The sequence below is a fragment of the Sphingomonas abaci genome (genome assembly GCF_014199625.1).
GTDB lineage: Bacteria > Pseudomonadota > Alphaproteobacteria > Sphingomonadales > Sphingomonadaceae > Sphingomonas > Sphingomonas abaci.
The window spans coordinates 135949-162577 of record NZ_JACHNY010000001.1 but is presented as its reverse complement, the minus strand read 5'-3'; the positions used below and the strand labels follow the sequence as shown (position 1 = coordinate 162577).

18 protein-coding genes are annotated in these 26629 nt (G+C 65.1%); 8 read left to right on the top strand and 10 right to left on the bottom strand.

Translation table 11 applies throughout. The features are described from left to right. The first annotated feature begins 418 nt into the window (after nucleotides 1–418). The 4 genes from GGQ96_RS00650 (at nucleotide 419) to GGQ96_RS00635 (ending at nucleotide 4721) form a co-directional block, all read left to right on the top strand. Complete coding sequence (locus tag GGQ96_RS00650; RefSeq protein ID WP_184110604.1) at nucleotides 419–976, top strand: 3'-5' exonuclease family protein; 558 nt, start codon at nucleotides 419–421, stop codon at nucleotides 974–976. A 300-nt stretch (nucleotides 977–1276) separates the two neighbouring features. Continuing rightward, nucleotides 1277–2122, top strand: coding sequence for an alpha/beta hydrolase family protein (locus GGQ96_RS00645; protein ID WP_184110603.1), 846 nt, complete (start codon nucleotides 1277–1279; stop codon nucleotides 2120–2122). Next, nucleotides 2119–3357, top strand: coding sequence for a kynureninase (gene kynU / locus GGQ96_RS00640; RefSeq protein WP_184110601.1), 1239 nt, complete (start codon nucleotides 2119–2121; stop codon nucleotides 3355–3357). Before GGQ96_RS00645 ends, kynU begins: the two co-directional genes overlap by 4 nt. Further along, on the top strand, nucleotides 3354–4721 hold the full coding sequence (locus GGQ96_RS00635) for an amino acid permease (protein WP_343058881.1): 1368 nt from the start codon (nucleotides 3354–3356) through the stop codon (nucleotides 4719–4721). Before kynU ends, GGQ96_RS00635 begins: the two co-directional genes overlap by 4 nt. 50 nt (nucleotides 4722–4771) lie before the next feature. Here the strand turns inward: GGQ96_RS00635 and GGQ96_RS00630 are convergent, their stop codons facing one another. Then, the gene (locus GGQ96_RS00630; RefSeq protein ID WP_184110599.1) at nucleotides 4772–5758 is read right to left on the bottom strand and encodes a phosphoribosylaminoimidazolesuccinocarboxamide synthase; all 987 of its coding nucleotides are present in this window, start codon (nucleotides 5756–5758) and stop codon (nucleotides 4772–4774) included. A gap of 531 nt (nucleotides 5759–6289) precedes the next feature. Beyond that, entirely contained in the window at nucleotides 6290–8278 is a 1989-nt protein-coding gene (locus GGQ96_RS00625) for an alpha/beta hydrolase family protein (protein WP_246359988.1), read from the bottom strand. Between the two features lie 457 nt (nucleotides 8279–8735). Here GGQ96_RS00625 and GGQ96_RS00620 point away from each other — a divergent pair, with 457 nt between their 5' ends. From GGQ96_RS00620 to GGQ96_RS00610, 3 genes are all read left to right on the top strand, one after another. Continuing rightward, a complete protein-coding gene (locus GGQ96_RS00620; RefSeq protein ID WP_184110597.1) occupies nucleotides 8736–9749 on the top strand; it encodes an EthD domain-containing protein in 1014 nt (337 codons plus the stop codon). 41 nt (nucleotides 9750–9790) lie between these two features. Further along, nucleotides 9791–10201 carry a hypothetical protein gene (locus GGQ96_RS00615; RefSeq protein ID WP_343058880.1) on the top strand — a complete coding sequence of 137 codons (411 nt, stop codon included), beginning with the start codon at nucleotides 9791–9793 and terminating at the stop codon, nucleotides 10199–10201. Nucleotides 10202–10388: 187 nt separating this feature from the next. Beyond that, a complete protein-coding gene (locus tag GGQ96_RS00610) occupies nucleotides 10389–11330 on the top strand; it encodes a D-2-hydroxyacid dehydrogenase (RefSeq protein ID WP_184110593.1) in 942 nt (313 codons plus the stop codon). Nucleotides 11331–11702: 372 nt separating this feature from the next. On the opposite strand, the gene GGQ96_RS21265 is transcribed toward GGQ96_RS00610, so the two are convergent. The 3 genes from GGQ96_RS21265 to GGQ96_RS00595 form a co-directional block, all read right to left on the bottom strand. Then, on the bottom strand, nucleotides 11703–12461 hold the full coding sequence (locus tag GGQ96_RS21265) for a PEPxxWA-CTERM sorting domain-containing protein (RefSeq protein WP_246359987.1): 759 nt from the start codon (nucleotides 12459–12461) through the stop codon (nucleotides 11703–11705). A gap of 343 nt (nucleotides 12462–12804) precedes the next feature. Further along, nucleotides 12805–13686, bottom strand: a complete 882-nt coding sequence (locus tag GGQ96_RS00600; RefSeq protein WP_184110591.1) for an NAD(P)H-hydrate dehydratase — start codon at nucleotides 13684–13686, stop codon at nucleotides 12805–12807. Continuing rightward, nucleotides 13683–14450 (bottom strand): histidine phosphatase family protein, encoded by a 768-nt coding sequence (locus GGQ96_RS00595; RefSeq protein WP_184110589.1) that lies wholly within the window; start codon nucleotides 14448–14450, stop codon nucleotides 13683–13685. The genes GGQ96_RS00600 and GGQ96_RS00595 overlap by 4 nt, the downstream gene beginning before the upstream one ends. Nucleotides 14451–15019: 569 nt before the next feature. Here GGQ96_RS00595 and GGQ96_RS00590 point away from each other — a divergent pair. Further along, the gene (locus tag GGQ96_RS00590; RefSeq protein WP_221239737.1) at nucleotides 15020–16789 is read left to right on the top strand and encodes a diguanylate cyclase; all 1770 of its coding nucleotides are present in this window, start codon (nucleotides 15020–15022) and stop codon (nucleotides 16787–16789) included. A gap of 357 nt (nucleotides 16790–17146) precedes the next feature. On the opposite strand, the gene GGQ96_RS00585 is transcribed toward GGQ96_RS00590, so the two are convergent. The 5 genes from GGQ96_RS00585 to GGQ96_RS00565 all read right to left on the bottom strand — a co-directional run bounded on the left by GGQ96_RS00585 (nucleotide 17147) and on the right by GGQ96_RS00565 (nucleotide 26397). Next, nucleotides 17147–19153, bottom strand: coding sequence for a putative bifunctional diguanylate cyclase/phosphodiesterase (locus tag GGQ96_RS00585; protein ID WP_184110585.1), 2007 nt, complete (start codon nucleotides 19151–19153; stop codon nucleotides 17147–17149). Between the two features lie 140 nt (nucleotides 19154–19293). Next, nucleotides 19294–21252: a methyl-accepting chemotaxis protein gene (locus tag GGQ96_RS21730; RefSeq protein ID WP_184110583.1), complete on the bottom strand. Its 1959-nt coding sequence runs from the start codon at nucleotides 21250–21252 to the stop codon at nucleotides 19294–19296. Continuing rightward, complete coding sequence (locus tag GGQ96_RS00575; protein ID WP_184110581.1) at nucleotides 21227–23266, bottom strand: TonB-dependent receptor plug domain-containing protein; 2040 nt, start codon at nucleotides 23264–23266, stop codon at nucleotides 21227–21229. The genes GGQ96_RS21730 and GGQ96_RS00575 overlap by 26 nt, the downstream gene beginning before the upstream one ends. Before the next feature lie 2 nt (nucleotides 23267–23268). Further along, nucleotides 23269–23754 (bottom strand): YfiR/HmsC family protein, encoded by a 486-nt coding sequence (locus tag GGQ96_RS00570; RefSeq protein WP_184110579.1) that lies wholly within the window; start codon nucleotides 23752–23754, stop codon nucleotides 23269–23271. A gap of 198 nt (nucleotides 23755–23952) precedes the next feature. Beyond that, nucleotides 23953–26397 carry a S9 family peptidase gene (locus GGQ96_RS00565; protein ID WP_184110571.1) on the bottom strand — a complete coding sequence of 815 codons (2445 nt, stop codon included), beginning with the start codon at nucleotides 26395–26397 and terminating at the stop codon, nucleotides 23953–23955. Nucleotides 26398–26629: the final 232 nt, after the last annotated feature.

Genomic DNA, 26629 nt, shown 5'->3' with positions numbered 1-26629 from the left:
CGTCACTGCGTCACGACGAAGCGAGGTAGTAAGGTATTGAAACAAAGGGATGGAACCCCATTTCCGGATCATCGTCAACAACGGAAAGGAGGTGATCGGATGTCTCATTGTCAGATGCCGATTACGGCAACGAAAACGATCGTGGCGGCTTCGCTGGAGCATGGCCGGATCTGAACGGTTGCCGGCCTCGGTCGACAATGGAAAGGCCGCTCCGTGTCGGGGCGGCCTTTCGCTTTCCGGGCAGGCTATTTGGCCTCGGACAGGCCTCACATGGCGGTCACCCGTCGGCAGGTCGGTGAGGTACTTTTGACCTTTCGATGGCGCATAGGGCGGCGGGCGCGGGTCGCCGCGTGTCCCTTCTCACGACGGAGTGCGATCGGTGCTTGGCGGACGCCATCGCCTGAGTAAGGTCAAAGGCATGAAAGTCTTCTTGGATTTCGAGGCGTCGTCGCTGTCCGATCAAAGCTACCCGGTGGAGGTGGCATGGGTGTTTGAGGATGGTTGCGCCGAAAGCCATCTGATCAAGCCCGCTCCGGAATGGATCGAGTGGGACCCGCGGGCAGAAGCGATCCATGGCATCAGCCGGGCGACGCTAGTCCATGAAGGTGAAACGCACACCAGCGTGGCGACACGAATGATCGAGGTGCTGAGCGAGCACGAGCTCTTCGCCAGCGCACCATCCTGGGATGGCAAGTGGCTGAGCGTTCTGTTGCGGGGGGGCGGGCTGCCCCGCCATGCCCTGCGGCTCCGCGACACGGACGACGCCCTGCGAGCCACGGCCACGGAAATCCTCCGGACCGTCGTCCCAGCCGGCCGGCTGGAGGTCGAGGTCGACGGCCTCGTCGCGGCCGCCAATGCGGCGAAAAGCAACACTCCGGCTCACCGCGCGCTGGCCGATGCCATGGGTGAATATGAGACATGGTGCCGGGTGCGTCAGGCCGCACGCGCGTTGGCTGCCGACAAAGACTCGCGCTGACTCCGGAAAGGCCAGATAGGCCTCGTCTCGGAACCGTGCTGACCGGAAAGGATGACCGAAGGTGGGTCGCGTCATCCAACGCCCCGCTTCGGCGGTGGCCCCTCGGTCTTCGAGGTGAATGCCGATTTGCCCGCCGAATGCCGGTTCGCGCGTGGCTCGTAGGAAGCCACGCCGATAGCGCCCGAATCCGAATGCGATACCGGTCCGCCGCCGGAAGCATCGAAAAGGGCTGGTGCCGGATGGCCGCGCTGCCCTACGCGATCGCCGATGGATCATTCTTCTACGGTCATGCAGCGCATCATGAGCTATGCGGATTTCCAGCAGCTTCCGCAGCCTGCACCACCCGCCATCCTCGCCTATGGCAGCGATCCGCTCCAGCATGTCGAACTCTGGAGGCCGGTCGGCCACGGCCCCTTCCCGGTGGTGGTGCTGATCCATGGAGGCTGTTGGCAGACAGCTATCGCCGAGGCCGGCATCATGAGGCGATTGGCCGCGGCTTTCGTCCACAAGGGCGTTGCGGTCTGGAATGTGGACTATCGTGGGATCGACAGGCCGGGGGGCGGCTATCCCGGTACATTTCAGGACGTGGCGGCCGCCGCCGACCTGCTGCGTGACCGCGGCGCGTCCCTCGCTCTGGACCCGAACCGCGTCGTCGCCGTTGGTCATTCGGCGGGCGGACATCTGGCCTTCTGGCTGGCTGGCCGACCGGCGATCGCGGAAGAGAGCATGGTGTGGACCGATCAGCCTCTCGCCTTGCGCGGCGTCGTCAGCCTGGGGGGGCTGCTCGATCTCGCCGAGGTACGATTTGCCGCGGCCGAGGCGTGCGGCGTCCATACGGTCGACCGGCTGGTCGGGCCGGCGACGGCGGCTCGTCCCGATCCGTATAGCGACACGTCCCCGATGTCCCTGGCGCCGCTTGGCGTGGCGCAGGTGCTGGTCTCGGGCGACGCGGACACGATCGCACCGCCTTGCCTCGCCGACCAATATGCCGCCAAGGTCCGCGCGCGGGGGGATAATGTGCAGACGCTGACGATCGCGAACCAGGGGCATTTCGAGCTGATAACGCCCGGCCGACCAGCCGGAGATGCCGCGATCGCCGCGGCGCTGCGCCTCTTGGCGATCGAACAGCTGGAGGATCAATCATGACCGTAGCTTTCCGTCGGCAGGACGCGCTGTCCCTTGATGCTGCCGACCCGCTCGCCCCGATGCGGGACCGGTTCGTGCTGCCCGAGGGCGTCATCTACCTCGACGGCAATTCCCTGGGCGCGTTGCCGCGCACCACGCCGGCTCACTTGGCCGACGTTGTCACGGCGCAATGGGGGCGCGACCTCATCACCAGTTGGAACCGTCACGATTGGATCGGTTTTCCGATGCGGCTGGGCGCGATGATCGCGCCGCTGATCGGCGCACGGCCGGATGAGGTCATCGCGTGCGACTCCACGTCGGTGAATTTGTTCAAGCTGATCGCCGGCGCGGCCGCGTTGCGGCCGGAACGGCGTACGATCCTGGTCGAGGACGGCGGCTTCCCGACCGATCGATACATGGCGGAGTCGGTCGCGGCGCTCGTCGGCGGGTCGGTCCGCACGGCCCCGCGCGAAGCGATCGAAAGCCATATCGACGACAACGTCGCTTTGGTGGTCCTGACCCAGGTCGACTATCGCTCGAGCGACCGCGCGGACATGGCCGAGGTGACGGCCGCCGCACACCGGCGGGGCGCGCTGATCCTGTGGGACCTCAGCCATAGCGCCGGTGCCGTCACAATCGATTTGACGACCTGCGACGCCGACCTGGCCGTCGGCTGCGGCTATAAATATCTGAACGGTGGTCCAGGCGCGCCTGCCTTCCTCTTCGTCGCGCGGCGTTTGCAGGACGCGCTGCCGTCGGTCCTGCCGGGCTGGATGGGACATGCGCAGCCCTTCGCCTTCGAACAAGGCTATCGACCCGCCCCCGGGCTCGCGCGCCATTTGTGCGGGACCCCGCCGATCCTGGCCATGGCGGCACTGGAGGAGGGATTGGGCCAGTTCGATGGCGTCGATCTTCAGGCCCTGTTCGCCAAGGGGCAGGGGCTGGGCGATCTCTTCATCCAGCTGATGGAGGAGCGCTGCGCAGGACATGGCTTCACCCTGGCGTCCCCGCGCCAGGCGACGGCGCGCGGCAGTCACGTCTGCTTCGCGCACGATCACGCCTATCCGATCTGCCGCGCGCTGATCGAGCGCGGGGTCGTCGGCGATTTTCGCGCGCCCGATCTCCTCCGTATGGGCTTCACGCCGCTCTATACGCGGTTTGCCGATGTCTGGGATGCGGTCGAGACCCTTCGCGAGGTGATGACCACAGGCGTTTGGCAAGAGGACAGGCTCCAGCAACGCGAGGTGGTGACGTGACGCCCGCCTCCGCGACGCCCGGCCTTCGTCGCCGCTTGACCTCGGGCCAGTTGGCGATGATCGCGATTGGCGGGGCGATCGGTACCGGTCTATTCCTGGGCAGTGGACTGGCGATTGGTCTGGCCGGTCCGGCCGTGCTGGTCAGCTATGCGATCGGCGGGGTCATCGCGCTCCTGCTGATGGGTTGCCTCGCCGAGATGACCGTCGCGCATCCGACCAGCGGTTCCTTCGGCGACCTGGCCGAACTCTATCTCGGCTCATGGGCGGGCTTCGTGGTGCGCTATGCCTATTGGTCGGCGCTGGTGCTGGCGGTCGGAACCGAGTTGACCGCGGTCGCGATCTACATGCAGTTCTGGCTGCCGGCGGCGCAGGGCTGGATCTGGATGCTGGTCTTCGGTGCGGCATTGATGCTGGTCAACGCGGCCAGCGTCGGTCTGTTCGGCAGGACCGAGTATGTCTTCTCCGCGATCAAGATCGCCGCGATCCTCGGCTTTCTGCTGCTCGGTTCGCTGGTGGTCGCGCGTGCACCTGCCGGGTCCCCGATCGGCTTGGTGAACTACGTCTCGCATGGCGGCTTTTTCCCGCATGGTCTGAGCGGCCTCTGGAGCGCGGTGATCGTCTCCATCTTCAGCTATCTCGGCATCGAGATGATCGCGGTCGCGGCAGGCGAGGCGGTCGATCCCGAGCGGGCGATCGTACGCGCGTTTCGGGCAACGATGCTGCGGCTGGCGATCTTCTATCTCGGCACCCTGGCGCTGATGCTCGCGATCGTGCCCTGGGATGACGCCGGCACCGCCTCCAGCCCGTTCGTGGCCGTGATGCTGGCCATCGGTATCCCCGGCGGTGCCGGGCTGCTCAACGCCGTGGTGCTGATCGCGGCAGTGTCGGCGATGAACAGCCAGCTCTACACGGCCACGCGCATGCTCTTCAGCCTCGCGCGCGCGCGACAGGCGCCTCGGCGTCTTGGCCAGGTCAGCGCTGCGGGGGTGCCGCTGATGGCCTTGTTGGTATCCGCGCTGGGGATCGCGCCGGCGACGTTGCTATACGTGTACCAACCCCAGCGGGCATTCGGCATGATGATCGGCATCTCGGCGTTCGGTGCGATGTTCGCCTGGATGATGATCTTCCTGACGCACCTGGCCTTTCGTGCGCGCGCCGACGCCCGCGAGCGCCCGTTCCGGATGTGGGGCTATCCCTGGACGAGCGTTGCCGGAACGATGGCGATGGCCGCTATCCTGCTCACGACCCCCTTCACCGGCCCGTTCGCCTCGACCTTGCTCTACGGCGTTCCGTTTCTTCTGCTGCTGTCGCTGAGCTATGCCTGGGTCAGGCGACCTGGGCCGGCCGAGCCGTCAGCGGAATGACGGTCCGCCTTCGGGGTGTCGCAACACGGTAGCGATCGACCGATGCGGGATCACGCGGCCGTATCGGTGAAGAGCGGCGCCAACCGGGCGCGTATCCGTTCTAGGACCGTGCCGCCGGTGAGATCGGGCGTGAACGTGCGCCCGGTGATCATCTCGAACGCCTGCACATAGGCGGCAGCCGTACCGGCGATCAGATCCTCGGGGATTTCGGGGATCGGTCCCGAGTACGGATCGCACTGCGCGGCCACCCAGGCACGCACCACGTCCTTGTCAAAGCTGTCCGGTCGCTCGCCCGCGTCGAAGCGCGCCTCATAGCTCGACTTCTGCCAGTATCGACTGCTGTCGGGCGTGTGGATCTCGTCCGCGAGCAGGATCGCACCATCGGGCGTGACGCCGAATTCGTACTTCGTATCGGCAAGGATCAGGCCGCGTTCCTCCGCGATGGTCTGGCCACGCGCGAACAGCGCCAATGCGATGGCGCTCAGCTCCTCCCACTGATCCGGGGTCAGCAGCTTGCGACCGACGATCTCTTCGGGCGTCAGCGGTTCGTCGTGGCCGCCGTCGAATTCCTTGCTGGTCGGCGTGATGATCGGACTGGCCAGCCTGGCATTGTCGCGCAATCCATCGGGCAGGGTCATGCCATACATGGTGCGCTGGCCCTTTTTATAGAGCGTCAGGATGGAGGTGCCTGTCGTTCCCGCAAGATAGCCGCGAACGACGATCTCGACCGGCAGGATGGTCAGTCGACGGCAGATCAGGACATTCGGGTCCGGATAGTCGAGCACATGATTGGCGCAGATATCCGCGGTCTGTTCGAACCAGAAGCGCGCGGTTTGCGTCAGCACCTCGCCCTTGAACGGAATGGCGCATAGGATCCGGTCGAAGGCGCTCAAACGATCGCTGGCGATGATGATCCGCCGCCCGTCGGCCAAGTCGTAATTATCGCGGACCTTGCCCCGATAATGGTTGGGAAGCTCGGGCAGCGTGGCATCGGCGAGGACACGCGGGAGAAACGCTGGGAAATCGATCGGCGGCATCACGCGATTTTAGGCCGATCGGGGATGATATGCCAGAGCGGATGACCGATCGGAACGGCCTGCCGCTCCTCGCAAGCGGTCAGGTAGGCGGTGAGGCCACACCAGTGCGAATTCGGCTTTGAATGCGGTGACAGAGGCATCAGCCCAAGCGCGCGCGCCGCTCGGCGTCAGGAACGATGCGGGCTGTCCCGCCTACGTTGCGACCGACCGCGATCAGCGCGCCGGTGCCAGTACGCCAGGACAGGGCGCAGCCCTCGGCATATGTCTGACCACTTTGGCAGATGATGGCCCGATCGCCGGCTAGCCAGAGCTCAGATGCGGGGAGCGGCCGCACTGATCGTCGGACTGTGTTAGTCCGGCCGTGATCAGCGGGGGGCGAAGGCCGGAACGCCAAACCGTGTCAGAGCTTGGGCGACATTCGAACGTGCCGGCATCCATGTCCGGTCCCACGATAGACCGCCATGTGCCGGGCACGTCCTTTGAAGGGCCCGGCACACGGAGGTCATCCCGCCATTCATTTTTTTCCGAGCATCACCTTTTAGCCTGGAAAGCAGAGTTGATGAAAGTGTCGCTTTTATCCAGCACATCCGCGCGGACGTCAGCATCATCGAGCTGGTGGGTGAGGCCTTTATACTCGATATAGTCGACCTTGCCGCCTGCTGCGCGCAATTGCGACGCCATGAGGCGGGATTCGCCAACGCCAACATTCTGGTCCTGGTCGCCATGGATCAGCAGGACGGGAACCTTGATCCGGCCTGCGTTCTGCGCAGGCGAGCCCTCGCGAACATGCGGCCCATGGCCGATCCTCGCATCCTCGATTGCGTAGGTGACATATGCAGCTCGCTCTGTCCGCAAGGTTTCCAGGTCAGTAACAGGAGCAATCGCCACGATGGCCTTGAACAGGTCAGGGTCCAACACCGCAGATTGCAGTGCGGCGTAGCCCCCGTAGGACCAGCCGAGGATGGCGATTTTGCCAGGCGCTGCGATCCCGCTCGAGAGGAGGTAGCGGCCGGCGTCGTTGACGTCGCCTACGGCTGTCCGCCACGACTGAAAGCCGTTCTTCTGGAACCATGCCGTCCCATATCCCGACGAACCGCGAAAATTCGGTTGAAGCACCGCAAAGCCGCGATTGGCGAAGAATTGGCTAAGCCAGTCAAAGCCCCATTCGTCTCGAGCCTCCGGGCCGCCGTGTGGCATCACGATGGCCGGAATGTTCTTGCCATCGCTTCCCGGCGGCACGGTCAGATAGCCCGGAATGGTGGTGCCATCGGAGGCCTTGAAGGTGATGGCCTTCACGGGGGCCAACATCACGCCCGAGAGCTGAGGACGCGCGGGTAGAATCTCCGTCAGTTTCTTGCTGGTCCGGTCGAAGAGGTAGAAGCGTCCCGGATCCACATCGCTTCCGGCGAACAGCACCAGCCGCTGTTCGTCGGCGCTCGCATCGACAAACTCGACGATGGTCTCGTTCGGCAGCGCTCGCGCCAGCGACGATGCCAAAGCCTGGAGCTCCGGGTCGAAGAACACGGCTCTTCGCTTGTCGGTGGCGAAGCTCGCGCCGACGACCCGACGCTGACGACCGACCTGGATCAGCGCATCGACATCGACGTCGGGATTCTCAAGCACGAGCTCGCGCTTCATGCTTCCATCCAAGGCGATGCGATACAGTGCCTTGCGGCCGTTATGGGAGTCGAAACCGTAAACGGCATTCAATGCCCGATCCACGACATATGGATTGAAGCCCGCCGTCAATCCGCCATTATAAGTCAGCGTCGACAGCGGCTGCCAACCACGTTGCCCGGCTTTTCGGTAGAAATAGCTGGTTCGGGACTTCAGCATCCCTTCATTCGACGTTGGCGTTATTCCCATGACACGGATTTCTCCGTGGCCGTCGGAGATGTATTCGCTGGCATCGGGGTTCGGCTTCTCGATCTGCTGTCGTCGAAGCGTTGAGGTATCGATACGTTCGACGCCCAACCCTCCCAGCCGGGCCGCAAGCAAGGTGCCGGTACTTTGTTGCGTTCCATAGCTACGGGTCATCAGCACGGCACCGCCCTGGTCACCATCGGCCAGAAAGTCTAAGACATCGCCACCATATTGCGCGGCGCCCCCGATCGCGTCCCGGGTCTCGCCGCTGAGCTCCTTCAGTCCACTTCCATCCGCATTGAGGGTAACGACCCGGCTGAAACCAAGCCGCCTGCCATTCTGCATCATCAGCGTGGAAATCGTGCAGACAAGCTGAGTAGAGGTCGACCAGCGGCACTCATCGATCTGATCGGGCCTGCCACTGGATGCGAGGATTGGCTTGGGTGCAGCGCCCGCCGTCAGCTCCGCAACAAACAGAGCGGTGCTCGCTCCTTTGGTCGCACGGAGCATCGCGACACGCTTTCCGTCGGGCGAGAGGCTTACCTGACGCACATCTTCGCGAGCCCCGAACTTCTGCGCAGCCGACTCTTGTGCTTTTGTTGGATGCCCTGCTGCAAGCATTGCGAAGGCCAATCCGAAATGGACGTACTTTGCCAATATTTCCCCCTATTTGCTGCCAAGTCTTATCCAAGCGGAAAAATAACGCAATGCTAAGAAGGCCTTGTGCGTGTCGGCAAAGGCCTGGACGGCTTGCGGAGCAGGACGCCTCAAGGGGCGCATGCCGAACCGGGTCAGGCTCCGCGAGGGAAACGGAATGGCGCGGCCTGTTTCTCTGGCGGATGAGCCGATCGGGCGGTGGGGCAGGAAGCTTTTCCCGACTTGAACCCCTGTCGCACCCAATCGGATATTCGGTGACGATCATTGCACTGTACAGGCTTGACGGCTCGTCGCGCCATTCACGGTGGTGGCCGCCCAGCCGATCCTGAAGGCGCCATTGGACCGCCGCCTCTTGGCGAAGGTCGCCATGGTCCGCTGCAGCCGAGGCTGATACGGGTTGGGCCTTCCACGTTTGCCTGTGCGTTGGATCGCTGGTCCGCTGAGCCAGAGGAATTCCATGAGCACCGACTTCGCCCGTGCTGATAACGAACATCGCGCACCGGTTCGCCGTGCGTTTACCGCAACGACCAGACCGTTGATCGTGACGCCGACCTTCGTCAGCCGTGTCGACGACACGGCGCGAAATGTCCGTCCTGGGGATGCGGGATCGTCGAAGGACCGACAGGGCAGGGAGGTCGTGAATCCCGACCAGCGCCCCCATGACCTCGCAATCGAGTCTGATCCTAATCTCGCCTTTGAGCATTGGGACGAGTATTGGCGCAAGGTCCATGGCCCGAAGTTCGCTTGGGACGAGCCGGGCAGTTCGTCAGAGCAGGTGCTGCGATACGATCAGCTTCACCGGGTCGCGTCCGGACCGTCCTGCTTCTTCCGGCCGCCTTACCGAGCGATGGTGGACGACAATGGTCGATTGCCGACGGATCCCGAACGTCGAGTCCCCGCCTTTGGTCGCCCGCGCTGGGACGGACTTGCCTATATCACCTACGCTCAGGAAGCGGACATCGAGCGGGTGCTGGGGCAGGAAAAGTTCGCCAAGCGCATCATCGCCGACGAGCAGACCGCCTTTCGGATGGTGACGCGGGAGATCACCCGCGAGTTCATCCTGATCCCGTCCGCACGCCACCGCGATCCGATCAGCCTGGTCAAGATCCACCGGCGCCGCCCCGAGCTGTCACGCGATGCATTCCAACGCCGCCTGCTGGAAGCGCATGCAGAGGTGGTGATGAAGGCTCCGGCGACGCACGAGTTCGTGCGCCGCTATGCGCAGCTCCATAATATCGGCTCGACGCAGAAGGATCCCGAGGGCTCCAAAATCGATGCGGTCTCGATCCTCGCATTCGCTTCCCTGAATGACGTCGAGGATTATCTGGTCAGCGACGACCATGCGATGATCGAGGCGTCCGAAGAGGCCCTGGCCGGCGAGGGGTCGGAATGGTGGACCGCGATCAACTACTCGGTGATCAACCGGTTGCTGCCCGAGCTGGCGACCGAGCGCAACGGAGACGGTCGATGAAACCGTATCGGGCAGCGATTGTCGGTGGCCTGGTTGCGGGCGTGGTCACCACGCTGGTGATGACGGCGGGGCGCAAGACCGGCATGCTGTGCAAGACGCTGGACCGAGACGCGGTCGACTGGATGGACGATGTAAGCGGCAGCCGGGCGGTGATCGGCGACGCGGGAACCAGCGCCGTCGAGTTCGTCAACCATCTGGGCGCGTCCGCCGCATTCGCCGCAGCCTGGCCGATCCTGCGACGCTGGGCACCAGGCGTTCCTCCCACGGGCCTCGCAGTCGCCTATGGGACGATGCTGTATGCCGTGAATATCGGCGGCATCGCACCTCTGCTGGGCATCACCGAGGGCGAAGTTCAGGCGGGCGCGCGGAAGGCCACCGAGCGTTGGGCGGTGCATGTCATCCAAGCTGTCGTAACCGGGCTTGTCGCCGAGCGTCTCGGGAAATCCGAATGACCTTTTCGATCCCCGCGGACGACCGCCGAAATCCGGATGTCAGGGAGGGATGGGCTCGGTGCCGATCGATTGCGGCGGGTGCCAGGGTCGGTCATCGATCCATGCCAGCCTCTGCCGCTTTCCATGGCCGCCACATGCTGATGCGAACTCATCGGTGTCGCTGGATCCTTCAACGGGGCTGCTGACGATGACCATAGCCGTTCTTCCCGCCGTGACCCGCGGACTTCTAGAGCATCATCTACCGGCCGGCATCGAAGCACGCTGGTTCGCCAGTCCGTTCGAGGCCAACGCGATGATCGAGGATGCCGAGATCGCCTGGGTCGACATGCAACCGACGTCGCTCGTTGCGGATGCGATCCGGTCGGCGGGGTCTCGGCTTCGTTGGGTCTCGACCATCTATGCTGGCTTGGACGCCTTTCCTCTCGATGTCCTCCGGCAGGGTAATGTCACGCTGACCAACGGAGTGGGCGTGAATGCGATCGCGGTCGCGGAATATGCGGTCATGGGGATCCTCGCGGCGGCCAAGCGCTTCGACGACGTCCTGCGCGCCCGCGACCGGCATGAGTGGCCCAGCGACGCGCCAGGAAAGATCGAGCTGCCGGGGACCTCCGCCCTCATCGTCGGCATGGGCGCGATCGGGGCGCTTGTCGCGGAGCGGCTCCGAGCGTTCGGGGTATCGGTGACCGGCGTGACCCGATCGGGACGGGACGGCACGCTGACGCCGGACGCGTGGCGTCCACGGCTTGCCGAGTTTGACTGGGTGGTGCTGGCCGCCCCCTCGACCGGCGCAACGCGCATGATGGTCGGGGCGGGGGAACTGGCCGCGATGAAGCGCAGTGCGTGGCTGATCAATGTCGCGCGCGGGGACATGGTCGATCAGGAGGCTTTGCTCGCAGGCCTGGATACGGGGCTGATCGCCGGTGCCTTTCTGGACCCAACCGACCCGGAGCCTCTTCCGCCGGAGCACCCTCTATGGCGCGCGCGCAATGCGATGATCACCATGCATCTGTCCGGTCGCAGTCAGAGCCGGATGCTGGAGAGGGGGGCGAGCTTGTTCCTCGAGAACCTGAGGGCTTACCTGGCCGGACGTCCCATGAGGAACGTCGCAGATCTCGAAGCAGGCTACTGACGAGCATCGTGCCTGCCTGGCAATGGCGGGGCGTCGGTTCGCGCCCAGCGATCGAACGCCGGGAAGGCGGCGACTATCCGCTGCCTTTCTTCGCTGGAGCGGCTGCGGATCCGAGCGGCGGGAAGCGGGCGTGAATAGTCAGGTCTGAGCCGACTTTACCCCTGTCAGGCTCCATGCTGCGGACCGGGTCGTCCGACCCGCTCCGTCGCTGGCGGTTGGAGCGGAAGCGGCTGGGTGGAGAGGGCGGGGATGGTGTCAGCCCGGCGCCCTAAGACCATCACGGCGGATGAACGGTCGCCGGCGTCGCCGCCAGCGACCGTTCTTGAAGCCCTGCAGAAGGGTGGGAGTTCGGGCTTCAACCGGGAAGGGTGGTCAGGCCAGGGCGATCTTGGTCGAGCGGCGGCGATAGCGAGCGGCGGCGCCGACCATCGCGAAACCGACCAGCATCATGGCCCAGGTCGCCGGCTCGGGGACCGCCGCCACCGTCAGTTGCGCGACCTTGAAGAAGTCGTTGCGGTCATCCGGCCCATTGAACGAGCCACCCACGATCCAGACGTTCGACGCGTTGGCCAGCGGCAGGGCGTAGGTCTGAAGGGCCGTCTTGTAGGCGTCGCTGTTGCTGTTGAAGCTGCCGAGGCGGGTGTCGAACAGCTTGGCAACGTCCGTACCCGTCAGCGTCGTGCCGAGGCCGAGCTTGGACGCGTTCCAGCCGATAAAGGCGTCATTGTCGGTATAGGCGCGGTCGACGATGCCGAACGAGTTCAGCTTCGCGGATTGAAGAGCAACGGCTTCGCTGAACTGAAGAACCAGGAATTCCCAGCCATTGATGTTGTCGATCTGGTGATAGCCACCGTCGCGGCGCTCACCCTGCTGGTAGATGCCAAGACCGTCAGAACCGAACGATGCCATCTCGCCGGCCGTGAACGCGCCGTCGAAGCCACGCGACCAGCCAGTGGCCTTCATCGTAATGGAACGCGAACCATCGGTTCCAGTGTAGGTGAAAGCGTTGCCGTTGCCCGAGCCAGTAACCATGCCGGCGTTGGTCGTGTTGAACACGAAGTCTGCGGCCTGCGCCGAACCGGCGGTAATAAAGGCGCCAAGTGCTGCCGTTGTGGCGATGATCGTCTTCATGACATTCCCCGTGAACTGATGAACGATCTCCTAACGGCTAATATCATTGTCGCGCAATATGTTGTCGAGGCATGCTCTGTTTCACTATGAGGCTGGAGATGGTTAATTCGAATATTAACCACGAGGCGAGGGGATGGGATCGTTCCAGGTGCTTGGCAGTCGGTGGGCACGACCCGTGCTCGTGCGATCCGCATTCGGCGGGATGAGCGCGCGGACATTGGCGACGAGTCCACAGCGCGGCTGCAACGCCAAAGGTGAGGCGGAGGACGCGAGCGTCGGCCAGGGCCGACGACTGGATCCTTAGCGGCTCGCTGGTGGTGACATCATGGGTCCGGTGTTCCGGTCATTGCGGCAGAAGATGCGGGAATTCCCATGGCAACTGACGGGCCAAAAAGCCGATCGGGCCGCTCGAGGTCGCCAGGCGCCGGCCGCTCTGACCATGCAGCCACACGCCCCACCCGGTCGCGACAACAGGCGTCGCGCCACGAGACAGCAGCCCGGCGATGGCACCCGCCAGGACGTCGCCCGATCCGCCGGTCGCAAGACCCGCGCCCCCGCCGCCATAGTGGAGGCTCATGCCGTCGGGCGCGGCTATGAAGGTGTCGCTGCCTTTCAGGGCTACGACCGCGCGGTGCGCATGGGCGACATCGGCCGCTACGCTCCGAGGATCGTCCTCGATCTCGTCTTCACCAAGCCCACAGAGCATGGCCATCTCGCCATGGTGCGGGGTCAGGACGATCCGACCGGCGAATGCGTCGACCCCGTCCCGTACGGTCTTGAGGCAGCCGATCGCCATCGCATCGACCACGACCGTGAGATCGTCGCGGCGGGTACGCAGCACGACGCCGAGCAGAGCCGCCGCGACATCCGGGTCGCCGATACCGGGGCCGAGCACCACCGTGTCGCACGATTGGAGAAGCCGATCCAACTGGGTGTCCACCGCCCCGATCTCGCCATGTCCGTTCTCGGGCAGCGCGATCACGGCAGCCTCGGGAACCAGCAGGCCGAGCCCCAGTGCCGCCGCCTCGATCGTGGCGAGTTGCACCTTGCCAGCGCCGACCCGTAGCGCAGCCTCTCCGGTCAGTCGCAGGGCACCCGGCACTCGGCGCGAGCCGCCGATGACGAGCACGCGGCCGCGGCTGTTCTTGGTCGTTCCTGGACCATGGACGGGCAACGGATTGGCCGCGATCCAGCCGCTGTCGATGGGGATGAGGTCGTCGCTCATCCGCGAACTCCCGTTATCCGATCTGGCTCGACGGTGACGTCGGCCGTGCGGCTGGCGGCCAGATGTTCCACGCTGTTGTACCGGACCAGCGCCAGGCCGCCGTCTCCGATACCGTGATCGAAGCGATATTCGGTCACCGAGCAATTCGCGACGTCGCCGGCCGCATCGATGGCCAGGATCTGCGGTTCCGACAGGCCTTCGATGACGTAGCGCAGGCACAGCACTACAACCTGATGGGCGACGATCATCACGCGGCGTCCCGCATAGTGCAGCGCGATCATGTCCATGACAGACCGCAGCCGGAAGATCACGTCGCACCAGCTCTCCCCGCCGGGGGGACGGTGATAGAATTTACCCAGCAGCCGCCGGAATTCGGCTTGATCGGGATAAACGGAGGCGACGCCGCTGACGGTCAGGCCGTCAAGGATGCCGAACTCCTTCTCCCGCAACCGCTCGTCGATGCAGATCGGTGTGTCGTTCGCGCTGCCGCCTTCGCCACGGAACAGTGCCGCTGTCGTACAGGCTCGGGCATAGGGTGACGCGAGGATCGCGTCCGGGCGGTCGGCGACGGCCGCGCGCGCGAACCATCTGCCTAGCGCCCGCGCCTGTTCTTCGCCACGCGGGGACAAGGGAATGTCGACGTCGCGCGCCGAAAGTTCGATGCGGTCGTCACCGCGCGCGTGCGCCGCGTCGCGTGCGACATTGCCCGCGCTTTCGCCATGTCGAATGATCCAGAGCCGCTCCGGCCAGCGCCCTGAACTCATAGCGGCATACCCGCGCCCGATAGCGCGCCCAGCGCTTGATCTCGCGGACGGGAATCCGTCATTCCAGGCTCTCCTTCCGACGAAAAAAGCGCGCGGCCGGGGACCGAGTTCCCGCCGGCGTCGAGATGGCGCGTCTGGATCGCGGTGGAACAGGCGCGTTGCCCACGCTTCTAAGCACATGAGATAAAGATCTACTTTACTTCTGCACGAGCCGCGGCGGGGTCGGGGCCGGATGACCTGCGGGTGCCGAGCGGCATCAATCTCCTCAACCGCGCCAAGTTCGCAATCCACGACCGTGATGATCGACACGACCTCGGCGTTCGCCGAAGCAGGCTCTCCGGCACGGCGCATCGGCAGGCATTGGGCCTGTGGAGCCACCGTGTCGCGACCCGCGAATTGGTTCTTGCCGTCCGTGGTGCTGGCCTAAAACCTCCTTGCGAAATCTCTCAATCCGGGCCCGTCCGCTAATCTGCCGCTAACTAATCAGATATAGTTCAATATGGGTGTTTAGCTCTCTCTACAGCCGTATCGGTGCTCTCGCCCTTGTCGTGGTCGTGGCGCTCGCGTCCTTGGCTTGGCTGCTGGCGGATGCCGCGCATCAGACCGGCAGGAGCTTTCGCTGGGTGATTCACTCGGCGATGATCATCGAGACGACCGACGAAGCGTTGGGCGATTTGCGCGAGGCAGAGTCGGGGCAACGCGGCTTCGTCCTGACCCATGACCTATCCTATGCGCGCACGTTCGACGAGCGCATCAACAGCGCGGCCGCCAATATGGCGCGGGTCGTGGCCTTGACCACCGACAATCCGGTTCAGCATGCGCGCGCGCGCGCAATCGCTCGGCTGATGGCCGAGCGAACCATCGCTTTGGGCCGGCCCCTTAAGCTGGGCAGGGCAGGGGACTTCGCCGGAGCGCGGGCCTTTATCGCCAGCGGGCGGGGACGCGAGTTGATGGATGCGATCACCGTTCGTACGCAAAGCTTCCTGGATGAGGAGCGCGCGTTGCAGACGGTGCGCGTCGAGGCGGCGGAACGTCGGCTGGCACGAAGTCAGCGGTTGTCGCTGGCTGGTGCGTCGACCCTGGCCATCCTTCTCCTGCTGGCGTGCGCGTTGCTGATCCGCGGCATCCGACGACCGCTAGCCGCGATGATGCAGGCGATGACGGAGCTTGGGCGTGGGCAGAAGGCCCGTATCGCTGAGGGAATGGGCTCGCGCGAGTTCACGCTGCTGGCCAGAGGCTACAACGCCATGGCGGATCGTCTCGAGCTGGCCGTCGCCAAGCAGGCAACCAGCGAGCAGCGGCTGCAAGTCGCCAATATCGATCTGCAGAACCAGGGCGAGGCCCTGCGCGAGCGCAATGACGTGATCGAACTGCTGGGGGGCATGGCGCATCGCATGCAGGCGGCGCGCACTGATGAGGAGCTGGCGCAGATCATCCGTGTCTTCGTGCCCCGCGTGCTACCCGATCTCGCTGGCGCGCTGTATGCTCACAACAATTCGCGCAACCTGCTGGTGCCTGTCGCGTATTGGGGTGGCCTGACGTTGAGCCCGGATGGTTTTCCGCCCGACGCGTGCTGGGCGCTGCGTCGGGGGCGCAGCCACTGCGTGCTGGAGCCTGGCGCCGATATCGTGTGCGGTCACGCCTCGGGGGAGGAACTGTATCATTGCGAGCCTTTGCTCGCCGGCGGTGAGGTGATCGGCGTGCTCCATCTCCGTGGACGCGTGCCACGGGAAAGCCGCTTCCGGCTGACGGTGTTGACAGAGAACATCGCCTCTGCGCTGGTCAACCACCGGCTGCAGCGATCGCTGCGGGAACAGACGATCCGGGATCCGCTCACCGGCCTGTTCAATCGTCGCTACATGGAGGAGGCGCTCGCTCTGGAAATCGCGCGCGCGTCGCGTTCCGGCCAGCCCCTCAGCCTCGTCATGTGCGATGTCGACCACTTCAAGCGTTTCAATGACGAGTTTGGGCACGACGCCGGTGACGCCGTTCTTCAGGCGGTATCGGCGGAGATGCGCAATCGCTTCCGCGATGGTGACGTGGTCTGCCGCTACGGTGGCGAGGAGTTCACGATCATCGCGCCCGGTACGGACGCCACCGCCCTTCTCAATCGGGTCGAGCAGGTGCGGCTGGCGATTGCCGAGCTCAACATCCGCGCCGGAGGACAGAGATTGGGCGCCACCAGCATGTCCTTCGGCATCGCCACTTGGACCGACGCCATGGACCGCGACGGTACGACCTTGATCAAGGCTGCGGACGCGGCGCTCTACGACGCGAAGCGGGCTGGCCGGAACCGTGCGAAGGTCAGCCTTGTCGAGGCGCAGCGAGTGGCCGCCTGAGGTGATGACGGGTCCGGCCAAGGTCGGCATGGATAGGCGAGTAGGTGACGGTCACTCAGGTTAGTGCGCGCGAGATCAGTGGTCGCGATCAGCCCGCTCGTGATCGGCCTGGCGGGCGTGGTTGATCGCTTCCGCCGCTCGCCGGCGCGCCTCTCGGACGGCGTCTCATGGTGTCGCGCAGACGCAACGCGTGGTGGATGCCTTCGCGCTGCGGCTGCTTCTTGGTCGCAGACAGCGCCCGGTCGAGATCGTCTCCGTGATCGGCCAAACCAAGCGACAAGGCAAAGCGCTCGACCGCCGTCCTGGCGATCGGGTTGGGTCGGCGTCCCGTATAGCTGGAGCGATGGTCGGTAGAGGCTAGTCCGCGTCCTCGCAGAACCGGATCCCCGCCTTGCCCTCATCGACCCAGCGGACCTGACCCGCCCGGATTTGTCCCTGTAGAAGCTCAATGAGAACGTCGGTGTCGATATCGGAGGTCGTCAGGGCAGAGCCTTCGATCATCGCTCCGCCTTTGGAGACATTCCGTATCACGACCTCCTCCCGAGACCCGCCCTTGTTGAGTCGGGCTTTCCGTATCACCTTCTCGCGCGGGGCGCGGCTCACCTTATGGCCTACCGCCGCGGCAGGATCGCCATAGCCGGACAAAGCCGTAAGAACATGCTCGTTCCGTTCGGGGCGGCCGTAGACATAGCCTTGAATATGACTGCATCCGAGATCGCGAACAAAGGCGATCTCATCCTGATGCTCTACGCCTTCCGCCGTCGTCTCCATTCCGAAGGTCGTCGCCAGCGTGACGATCGCCCGGATGATCGCCGCATTGCGATTGCCGGCTTGGATCGCGCCGCGGACGAAACTCTGATCGATCTTGATTTTATCGAACGGCGCGTTCTTCAGATAGCCCAGAGCGGAATAGCCCGTTCCGAAGTCATCGAGCGCCAGACGGACACCGAGATGTTTCAGCGCCTTGAACATGCGATCGGTACGCCCGTCGTCGTTCAGGAACACGCTCTCCGTGATTTCAAGCTCAAGACGTGAGGGGTCGAGACTGGCCGTACTCAGGGCGTTCGCAACGATGGCCGGGAATTTAGGATTGGAAAACTGCATCGGCGATACGTTGACGGCCACCCGGATGCCGGCCGGCCAGCGCGCGCAATCCCGGATAGCGGTCCGCAATACCCATTCGCCGATGCCGGTGATCAGTCCTGCCTCTTCAGCGACCGGGATGAACTCGGCCGGACTGATCACGCCGCGCCGGGTGTGCTGCCACCGGACGAGCGCTTCGTACCCGACAATCCGCTCGGATACCGTGGAGACCACGGGCTGATAGACGACATGAAGTTCGTCATTTGCAAGCGCGTGACGAAGATCGTCTTCCATCTCCCTGCGCCGGGAGGCTTCGATCAGCAGGTCCTCGCTGTAGACGTGGTGCAATCCGCGCCCCTGGTCCTTGGCCGCATACAATGCCAAATCGGCATTCCGCACGAGATTCTCGACGGACTGCCCATGTTCCGGGGCGATGGCGATGCCGATCGAGCAACCGATGGTGATGACATTGCCGTCGACCGAGTAGGGCTGCGAAATGGAGGCGATGACGTTCTGCGACAGCGCTTCGACACGCATCCTTATCGTGTCGTTCGCGATGATCACCTGGAACTCATCGCCGCCCAAGCGTCCGACAACGCCATCGTAGCCGATCACGCGCTGAAGGCGTTGGGCCACCTGCTTCAAAAGCTCGTCGCCCATCTGATGCCCCAGCGTGTCATTGACGGCTTTGAAGCGATCCAGATCGAGCAGGAGCAGCGCTGTGGGCTGGAAGCCGCTCTGCCGGGTGAACAACAGGGTCTCCAGCGTGCCACGCATGCGTTCGCGGTTTGCCAGCCCGGTCAGGGCATCTGAATAGGCGAGCCTGGTGATGGCGGCCTGGGACTGGCGGCGTTCGGCCAGGTCACTGCCAGAGCCGATATAGCCTTCGAACTCGCCCCGTTCATCGACCTTGGGGCGGCCGGTTATCGACCATGCGATATTGGTGTCGCCGCCCGCGATACGCACGGGAACGTTGCGAAACGCAGCCTTTGTCGACAGATGGAAGCGAAGGGTGCGCGATGACGCCAGCTCGTGTGGATCGACCTCCAGAATGTCCGCCAGGACTATGTCGCTGCGGCGGACCGCATCGATCATCAGCTTGCGACATACATGGTCCGACAGGTAGATGATGCGGCCTTCGGCATCGGTTTCCCAGAACCAGCCGGAACCCTCCGCCTCGAATGCCTCGACGAAGCGGGATAGCTGCAGCGCCTTCGCATCGGCCGGTACGGCTTCGGCGCTGTTATCCCTGCTGACCAAGTGGCGGATTTGTCGAAGCATGGTCCAGAGGTAGTGATCGTTCGTTAGCAGGACGTTTACGGCTGGCGCAGGGACCTAGGGATTTCGCCCCGTCACGATTGCGTCGGAAGCCGTCCCAAGCCGGGTGAGTGCGATTGGTCCTCCGCGTCGTCGCGTGCCGACTACGGCTTGGTGCCGGCAACGGCGAACGTGGACGGACCTGAAACCGCGCGGCGCTCTTCCACCGCATCGACCGGCCGTGACCATGTGTCTGCCGGCTGCTCGCCATGAAGCAAGTCGCTGGTGAAGCGCTGAGCGTCCAGTGCAAGCGATTCGAGCGTCTGCCTGAGCGTTTCAGCTGTTTCCTGAACCTGTTGCACGGAGACAAGATTCGAGTCGGCTGATGTGCGGATCTCCACGCCGGTTTCGGCCAGCACCTGGCTGCGCTCCTCGACCGCGCTGATCCGGGCATTGAGTTGCTCGATCGCACTGGTTTGCCCGCGCGACATGGCCGCCACGCGGCCGGCACCGTCGTTCATGCTGTCGATCAGGCTGCTCAGGCTCTTCGTGCTGGCGACGACCGAGCGGATTTGTCCTTGCACAGCCTCGATCTTGCCCCGGACGTCGCCGGCGCTGTCACCGGTTTGCGACGCCAGCGTCTTCACCTCGGCCGCCACAACGGCAAAGCCGGCGCCGACGGGACCGACCCGTGCGGACTCGATCGTCGCGTTCAGCGCCAGCAGGTTCGTCTGCTTGGCGATCGCTGTGATCACGCCGACGATCTGCTCTATGCTATCGGCCTGCAGTTGCGACAGGGCGACCGTTTCACGCGCATCCCGCGCGTGTTCGCTGATCGACTTGGCCGCAAGGCTGGTGTCGGTGATCTCACGGTCGATGTCGTCGAAGGCTCGGGCCAGCGAGTGGGTTTCCTGACCGGCCTCGATCATCTCGCTGGCGAAGCTTTTCGAGATCGCGTCGACCTTCATCGCGAGATCACGGCTGTTGGTGATAGCGCCGCGCAGCGTGACCGCATTCGTCTCAAGATGGGTCATGGCATCCTGCGCGTTGCGGATGATACCGGTCACCTGACGTTCGAACGCCGCGGCGAGCCGGGTGAGCGTGGCCTCGCGATCCAGGCGCGCCTGCTCCCGAACCGAAGCGATGGCAGCGGTCTGACGCTCCGTCTGCTCCCGTGCCTGTCTCCGCATCGCCTCCGCCTCGTGCGCGACCAGCCTTGCCGTCGTCCGCTCGGTCTGGAACGAGGCCAGGGCGGTGACGACCAGTCCAAGCTCATCGCGGCGTTCCAGTTCGACAAAGTCGACGTCTCGGTCATCCAACACCGCTTCGGTCGCGGCAGCGATGCTTGTGATGGACGAGACGATCGATCGTCCGACCACATAGGCCAATGCGACGCTCATCGCGACGCTGACCACCAGCGCGAGCAGCAGCATGGCGATGGTGAGACGGGTGGCGAACAATGCGCCCTTGGCCCGCTCTTCCGCGCGCCCGATCCCGCCAGCGGCGACATGGCGGATCTGCGCGTCGATCCGGTGCGCGTTGAGGCGGAAAGGATCGATCATCGCGGCCGTGCTGGCGAAGTCGATACTCAGCATCGAGGTCAGTACATCCACGGTGGCCGTGTAGCGCTCCAGCTCCGCGATCGCAGGTTGCAACGATGCCGCCTGAGCACGGTGGGTGCGCTGAAAGGCCAGCAGGTCGCCGCGCACGCCCGCAAGGTCATGGTGGATGGACGCGACCTGTCGGTCGATCATCAAGGCAGGCGTCGCCGCCTTGGTGACCAGCAGGTGATAGACGCTGAGGTTCGCCGCGTCGAAGCGCTGCGTGATGCTGTTCAACGCGCCGATGTCGCGCATGTCACGGTTGACGATGTGATCAATTCGTTGGTTCGCGAACAGCAAGGCGGCGGTGCTGGCCAGCGCCATCGCAACGAACAGGACGAGCATGATGGCCGGCGTCGCTGCGACCTTGTGCGTGATCGATCGATCGGCCAGCCGCAGTCGTTGCTCAAAGCGGGCGGCAAGCGTCGACCGCTGCCTGCCACGGCCGCCGATGCTCCACCAGCGTTCGAGCCGCCGGGTCGTCTGCCAAAGGCGCTTAGAGGGCAAGGCGTAGTCCCGCACGCACCCGGCGATCCGCCGGAATGGGAGAGACCGCGGCGCCGCGCGCCAGCGTCAGGTTCTCGCCAGCCACGAACAGCTCGACCGCTTGCGTCAGGTGGAACGCGGCCCGTCCATCCACGGCGACGGCGGCGTCGACGGGATAGAGCAGCAGTTGCGGACTGGTGGAGAACGCGAATTGCCGGGTGGCGGACGTGTATCGCGCGGCGCCGCTGAGCGACGCACGACCCGTCGTGTAGGTCAGGGTGAGATTCGCCTTGTGCGTGGGCGTGGTCGATGCGGGTGACAAGGCGAAGGGGATCGGGAGCGCCGTTCCGCCGAGCTGGTCGTCGCTATGGGTCCAGGTGTAGTTCGCCCGCCAGACGAGCGTGGCAAGTTGGCCCGATGCGGCAAGTTCGGTGCCATAAGTGGTGAAGTCGCCGACTGCCTGGAACCGGGCCACGAGGGATGGCGCCGGGGAGAGGAAGAGTTCGGTCTGCAATCCGTCGCCGGGCGACGCAATGGCGTTCTTGGTGCGGGTGACAAACGCCGTCGCCTCCAGCCGAACGGGGCCCGCCGGGTGCGAATAGCCGATCTCGCCGCTCCAGACCGCCACCGGGTTGGTGCGGGGCGACCCCGCGACATAGATGGGGACGGGGGACGGCGTGATGATCGGCAACCGGATGCCGAAATCGACCAGCGAAGGCAGCTGGTATCCTCGACCGCCATTGATGCGCAGCAAGCCCTCGGCCCCAGTATGGACGAGGACCGCCGCATTGAAGCTGAAGCGCGTGAAGGCTCGGGAAAAGGCGGCGGGATCGTCATAGGCGGGTTGCGCAATCTCGCCGGACTGGTGGAGCCATAGCCGGTCGAGACGCCCCGCCGCCGTCAGCGAGACCTGCTCCAGCGGATGCAGGTCGAGCATCGCATTGGCGGATGCCACGTCATACGAGATCCGGTCGGAGAACTGATAGTCCGATCGCAGCCGGTTGTTGCGGTACTCGGTTCCGACCCGCAGCGTATCCGCGGCGCTCAACCGGATCAGGGACGAGGCCTGGGCGACGATGATGCGGTTCTTGAACGTGATCGGCGCCGTCGCATCCGGCACGGCCCCGACGCCATAGTCCGCGTCCAGCCAGTTGACGTAGCCGCCCAGCGTCAGCCCGCCCCAATCCGTGTCCCGGGTCATGAAGCCGTGCATGGTGTCGCTGCGGAAGTGCTGGTTCGACAGCAGCTGGCTGGGAAGATATTCGATCTGACGATTGTCGGCATGCCCGCCGCCAAGCGTCAGGTCCATGCCGCCCAGCGCCGCGGTCAGATCGGCCGTGATCTGGTTGCTTGCGACGGAATTGATCATCGCCGGCGTCAGCAATGTGGTGGGTATCGAGCGCTCGTCTTCGCGCGCGCGCGCGCCCGCGAGCTTCAGCCCGATCGTCGAGGTGACCGGAAGCAGGAGCGAACCGGAAATCTTGCTGATGCCGTGGTTGCCCAGTTCGGCCGTTGCCACGGCGGACGGGGCCTGCCCACCGCGGCGCGTGACGATGTTGACCACGCCGCTTGCCGCGTTGAAGCCGTACAGGGCATTGGCGGGGCCGCGGACCAGTTCGATCTGCTGGATTTCCTCCAACTGGACGCTCAGCAGATTCCAGTCGGTCATGCCGTAGTGATCGAGATAGACCTGGCGTCCATCGACCAGCACCAGCAGCCTGGCGTTATAGGTTTGCACCCCACCGCGGACGGCGACATCGGTCTGACCGGCGGTCCAGCGGTTCACGTCGATGCCCGCATAGGCCTTGAGCAGGCCCGGAACGTCGCGCGCGGGGGACTTGGCGATGTCGTCACGGGTGATGATGATCGCCGATGCAGGCAGCTCGGATGCGCGCTGGGGTTTGCCGGTCACGCTGGTGGTCACCGGCTCGCCGATCGTCTCCTGCAATGCCTGATAGTCGATCGCCTGCGCCTTCACGGCAGCCGGCGCCAGAAGGGTAGAAGCCGCAAGCAGCGAGCGGAGCAGAGGTGCGCGGGTCATCGCCGACATGATCAGATTTCCTTGACCAGCATGAGGAATGCCGATCCGAAGCGGATGTTGGAGGCGCGAGCCGCGGCCTTGCTGACGGTGATTTGCGTTTTCGGCACGGTGCTGATGCCCACGACGCAGCGTGCCGCCTGCACGCAGGCCGCGTCCGACGAGATCGTCAACACCGAAGACTTCGCAGCAGCAGCAGCGATGTCCCCCTGTTCGGGACGCAGGCCTGCCGTCACGAACGCCACGTGATAGCCGCTCAACGCCCCCATCGCCCCGATCGGGACCCGACGCGCTCGGATCGCGCTACGACCCGCGACCAGACCGTTGCCGACGGCGCGCTCGATGGCGTTCGCTTCCGCCTCCGAGGCGGCATTGCCGGGCTCGAACAAAATGGCGGCCGCCATCGTGCCACTGGGGGGCGGCTGGAGGAAAGAGACCACTCGCGCGGCGATCGGAACGTTCAGTTCGGCCGACAGCGGCGCGGCGCTGCTCAGCGCCACTGCGCTGCAGCTCCATATCCAAGCTTTGATCACGATAATCCTCCCACCATTCGGCGCGCATGGCAGGGGGGGTCTCTCTAAATAGTTAACGCCAGGGCTACGACGCTGAAATCAGAACCAAAAGCAGCGGCGTCTCCAGAGATGCCCACGAAGTGACACGAAGCGTGGCAACGGTGGGCCGTCTCCATCGGGCGCTCGTCAGTCAGGGCGTGATGGTCCCGCCGACGCCAAGGCCGCTGGCTTCGGCTTGACGTGACGGTCGAGCCAGTCTGTCATCTGCCACAGCGTCTCCTCGGTCGATTCCAGCGCCCGGTAGCCATGCGGCTCGTTGGGCAGGACGACATAGCGGACGGTCGCGCCATTGCCCTTCAGCGCGGCATACATGCGCTCGGACTGGATCGGGAAGGTGCCGCTGTTATCGTCGGCACCGCCATGGATCAGCAGGATCGGCGCCTTGATCCGGTCGGCATAGGTGAAGGGGCTCATCTCCGTATAGGTGGGCGTCGCCTGCCAATAGGTGCGCTGCTCGGCCTGGAAGCCGAACGGGGTCAGCGTGCGATTATAGGCGCCCGACCGGGCGATGCCGGCACGGAACAGGTCGGTATGCGCCAGCAGGTTGGCGGTCATGAACGCGCCATAGCTGTGGCCGCCCACCGCCATCCGGTCGCGGTCGCCGACGCCGAGCTTCACCACCGCGTCGACGGCCGCCTGCGCATCCTCGCGCAGCTGCTTGACATAGGTGTCGTTGGCCTCCGCGCCGCCTTCGCCGATGATCGGCATCGCCGGGTTGTCGAGGATCGCATAGCCCTGGGTCAGCAGGAACAGGTGGCTGATGCCCCGTGGGCGAACGAAGCGATTGCCCTGGTCGACCGTCTGTCCGGCGACCCTGGCATCGGTATATTCGGCGGGATAGGCCCAGAGGAGCGTGGGCAGGGGGCCGTCGCGCCGGGCGTCGTAGCCTGCGGGCAGGTACAGCGTTCCCGACAGCGGCACCCCGTCCGCACGGGCATAGGTGATGGTCCGCTGGGTCACGCCCGCGAACACCGGGGCCGGATCGGCAAAGGCGGTGACCGCCCGGGCCCGACCGTCCTTGACGCTGCGGATCACGTAATTGGGCGCGAGCGTGGCGCTCTCGCGGCGGGTGAGCAGCCGTTGCGCGGCGTCGTCGAGCAACGTCACCACGGGCTCGTAATAAGGCGGCTTGGCCGTCCACAGCCGGGTCTGCTTGCCCCCGGCCAGCGGCAAGGTCGCCAGGAAGGGGAAGGCGCCGGCCTTCGTCGCGCCGTCGCCGGTCACATAGACGCCGTCGTGCCGGGGCGTGAAGCGCATCACCGGCTTGCCCGCCGCATTGTCCTCCAGGATCGGACGACCAGGGTCGCCATATTGGTCCTGATAGTTGCGGGTGAGCAGCATCCGGCTCTCGCCCGGTCGCGACGGGACGATGGCCTGGCGGTGCTCGGTGCGCGACCGCCATTCGCGGTCGACGACCATCGCAAAGCCGTCATCGCCCCACATCGTCGTCGCATAGCGGGCCGGCGTTCTGGCCAGCTCGACCGGCGCGGCGTCGAAGGGGGCGGCCTGCATCATCAGCTTGTCGTGGAACGCGATCTTGGCGCGGGGATTGCCGCCGTCGAGCGTTTCGACCCAGACGAGCGTCGCGGGCGCATCGGACCGCCATTCCGCCTCGCGCGGGCCTTTCACAGCCGCATCGAAGTCGACCGGCAGGTCGTCGGCCAGCGGACGGTCGGCCAGCATCTTCACCGGTTTGCCGTCGATCGTCGACACCGCGACCTCGGTGGGAAAGAAGCGCGCGGGCAGCAGATAGGAATAGGGTCGTTTCACCCGCTCGGTCAGCAGATAGCGGCCATCGGGCGATACGCTGAAAGCGGTGACGAGCCCTGGTGTTCCAATCGGTCGCACGGTCCCGTCCAGCGCGACGCGGACGAGCTGGCCGGTGAAATAATGGTCGAACAGCGCCTCGTCGTGCGCGTCGCCCAGCAGATCCTCATAGGTGCGGGCGGCCGAGGCGCGGCCGTTGCTGTCCTGCACGATCGGCCCGGTCGGCGTGGTCGCCGCGACCGGTGCGGCGCCTCGGCCGGCGGGGACGGTGTAGGCGATCAGCGCCTGGCTGTCGGGCGTCCAGGCGAACGGGGTGCCGAAGCTTCCGTTCAGCCGCTTGGCAACGGCGCGCGCGCTCCCGTCCCGCTCGGCGATCCAAAGCGACAGACCCTCGGGTTCCTGCGCATAAAAGGCCACATGGCGGCCATCGGGCGACCACGCCGGCGCGGCGAAGCGCATTCCCGCAGGCAGCCGGACCCCGACCGTCCGTCCGCTCGCCACATCCTTGAAGCACAGCCCGTTCAGCCACTGCATGCGGACCTCGGCCTGGCCGTTGGTCGCCGGATCGATGCGATAGCCGCCCAGGCGCAGGATCGGCTTGGAGAGCGCGGCGATCGACGGCAGGGTCTCGCGATCGAGGATGGCGAGCGTGCGATGGTCGGGGCTCACCGCCACGGCGGGAGTGGGCGGCGCCTCCAGCGCCTTGGCGATGGCATCGGGCGCACGGTGATACGTGGTGCCGACCGTCTGGGCGGTAGCGCTGGTGGTCAGCAGGAGAGTGATCAGGCAGGCACCAGCGCGCATTCGTTATCCCTTGCAATAGAAGGGATGTTCATGTGGCACGGGCGTACCACGCCGGCCAGTGGTTTCCGCCGGATCCCCCCTTCGATCGTGCGGCTGGTACATTATACTCGCGGCCATGTCGGGAGGGGCTCGGCGGCGGAGAGCGGGAGAGTGGAAAGGACCGGCGGGCAACCACGACCGGTTCGTGTCGACGGGACCGGTCGGGGGCAGTGGGGCGCGACTGCGGACCTGG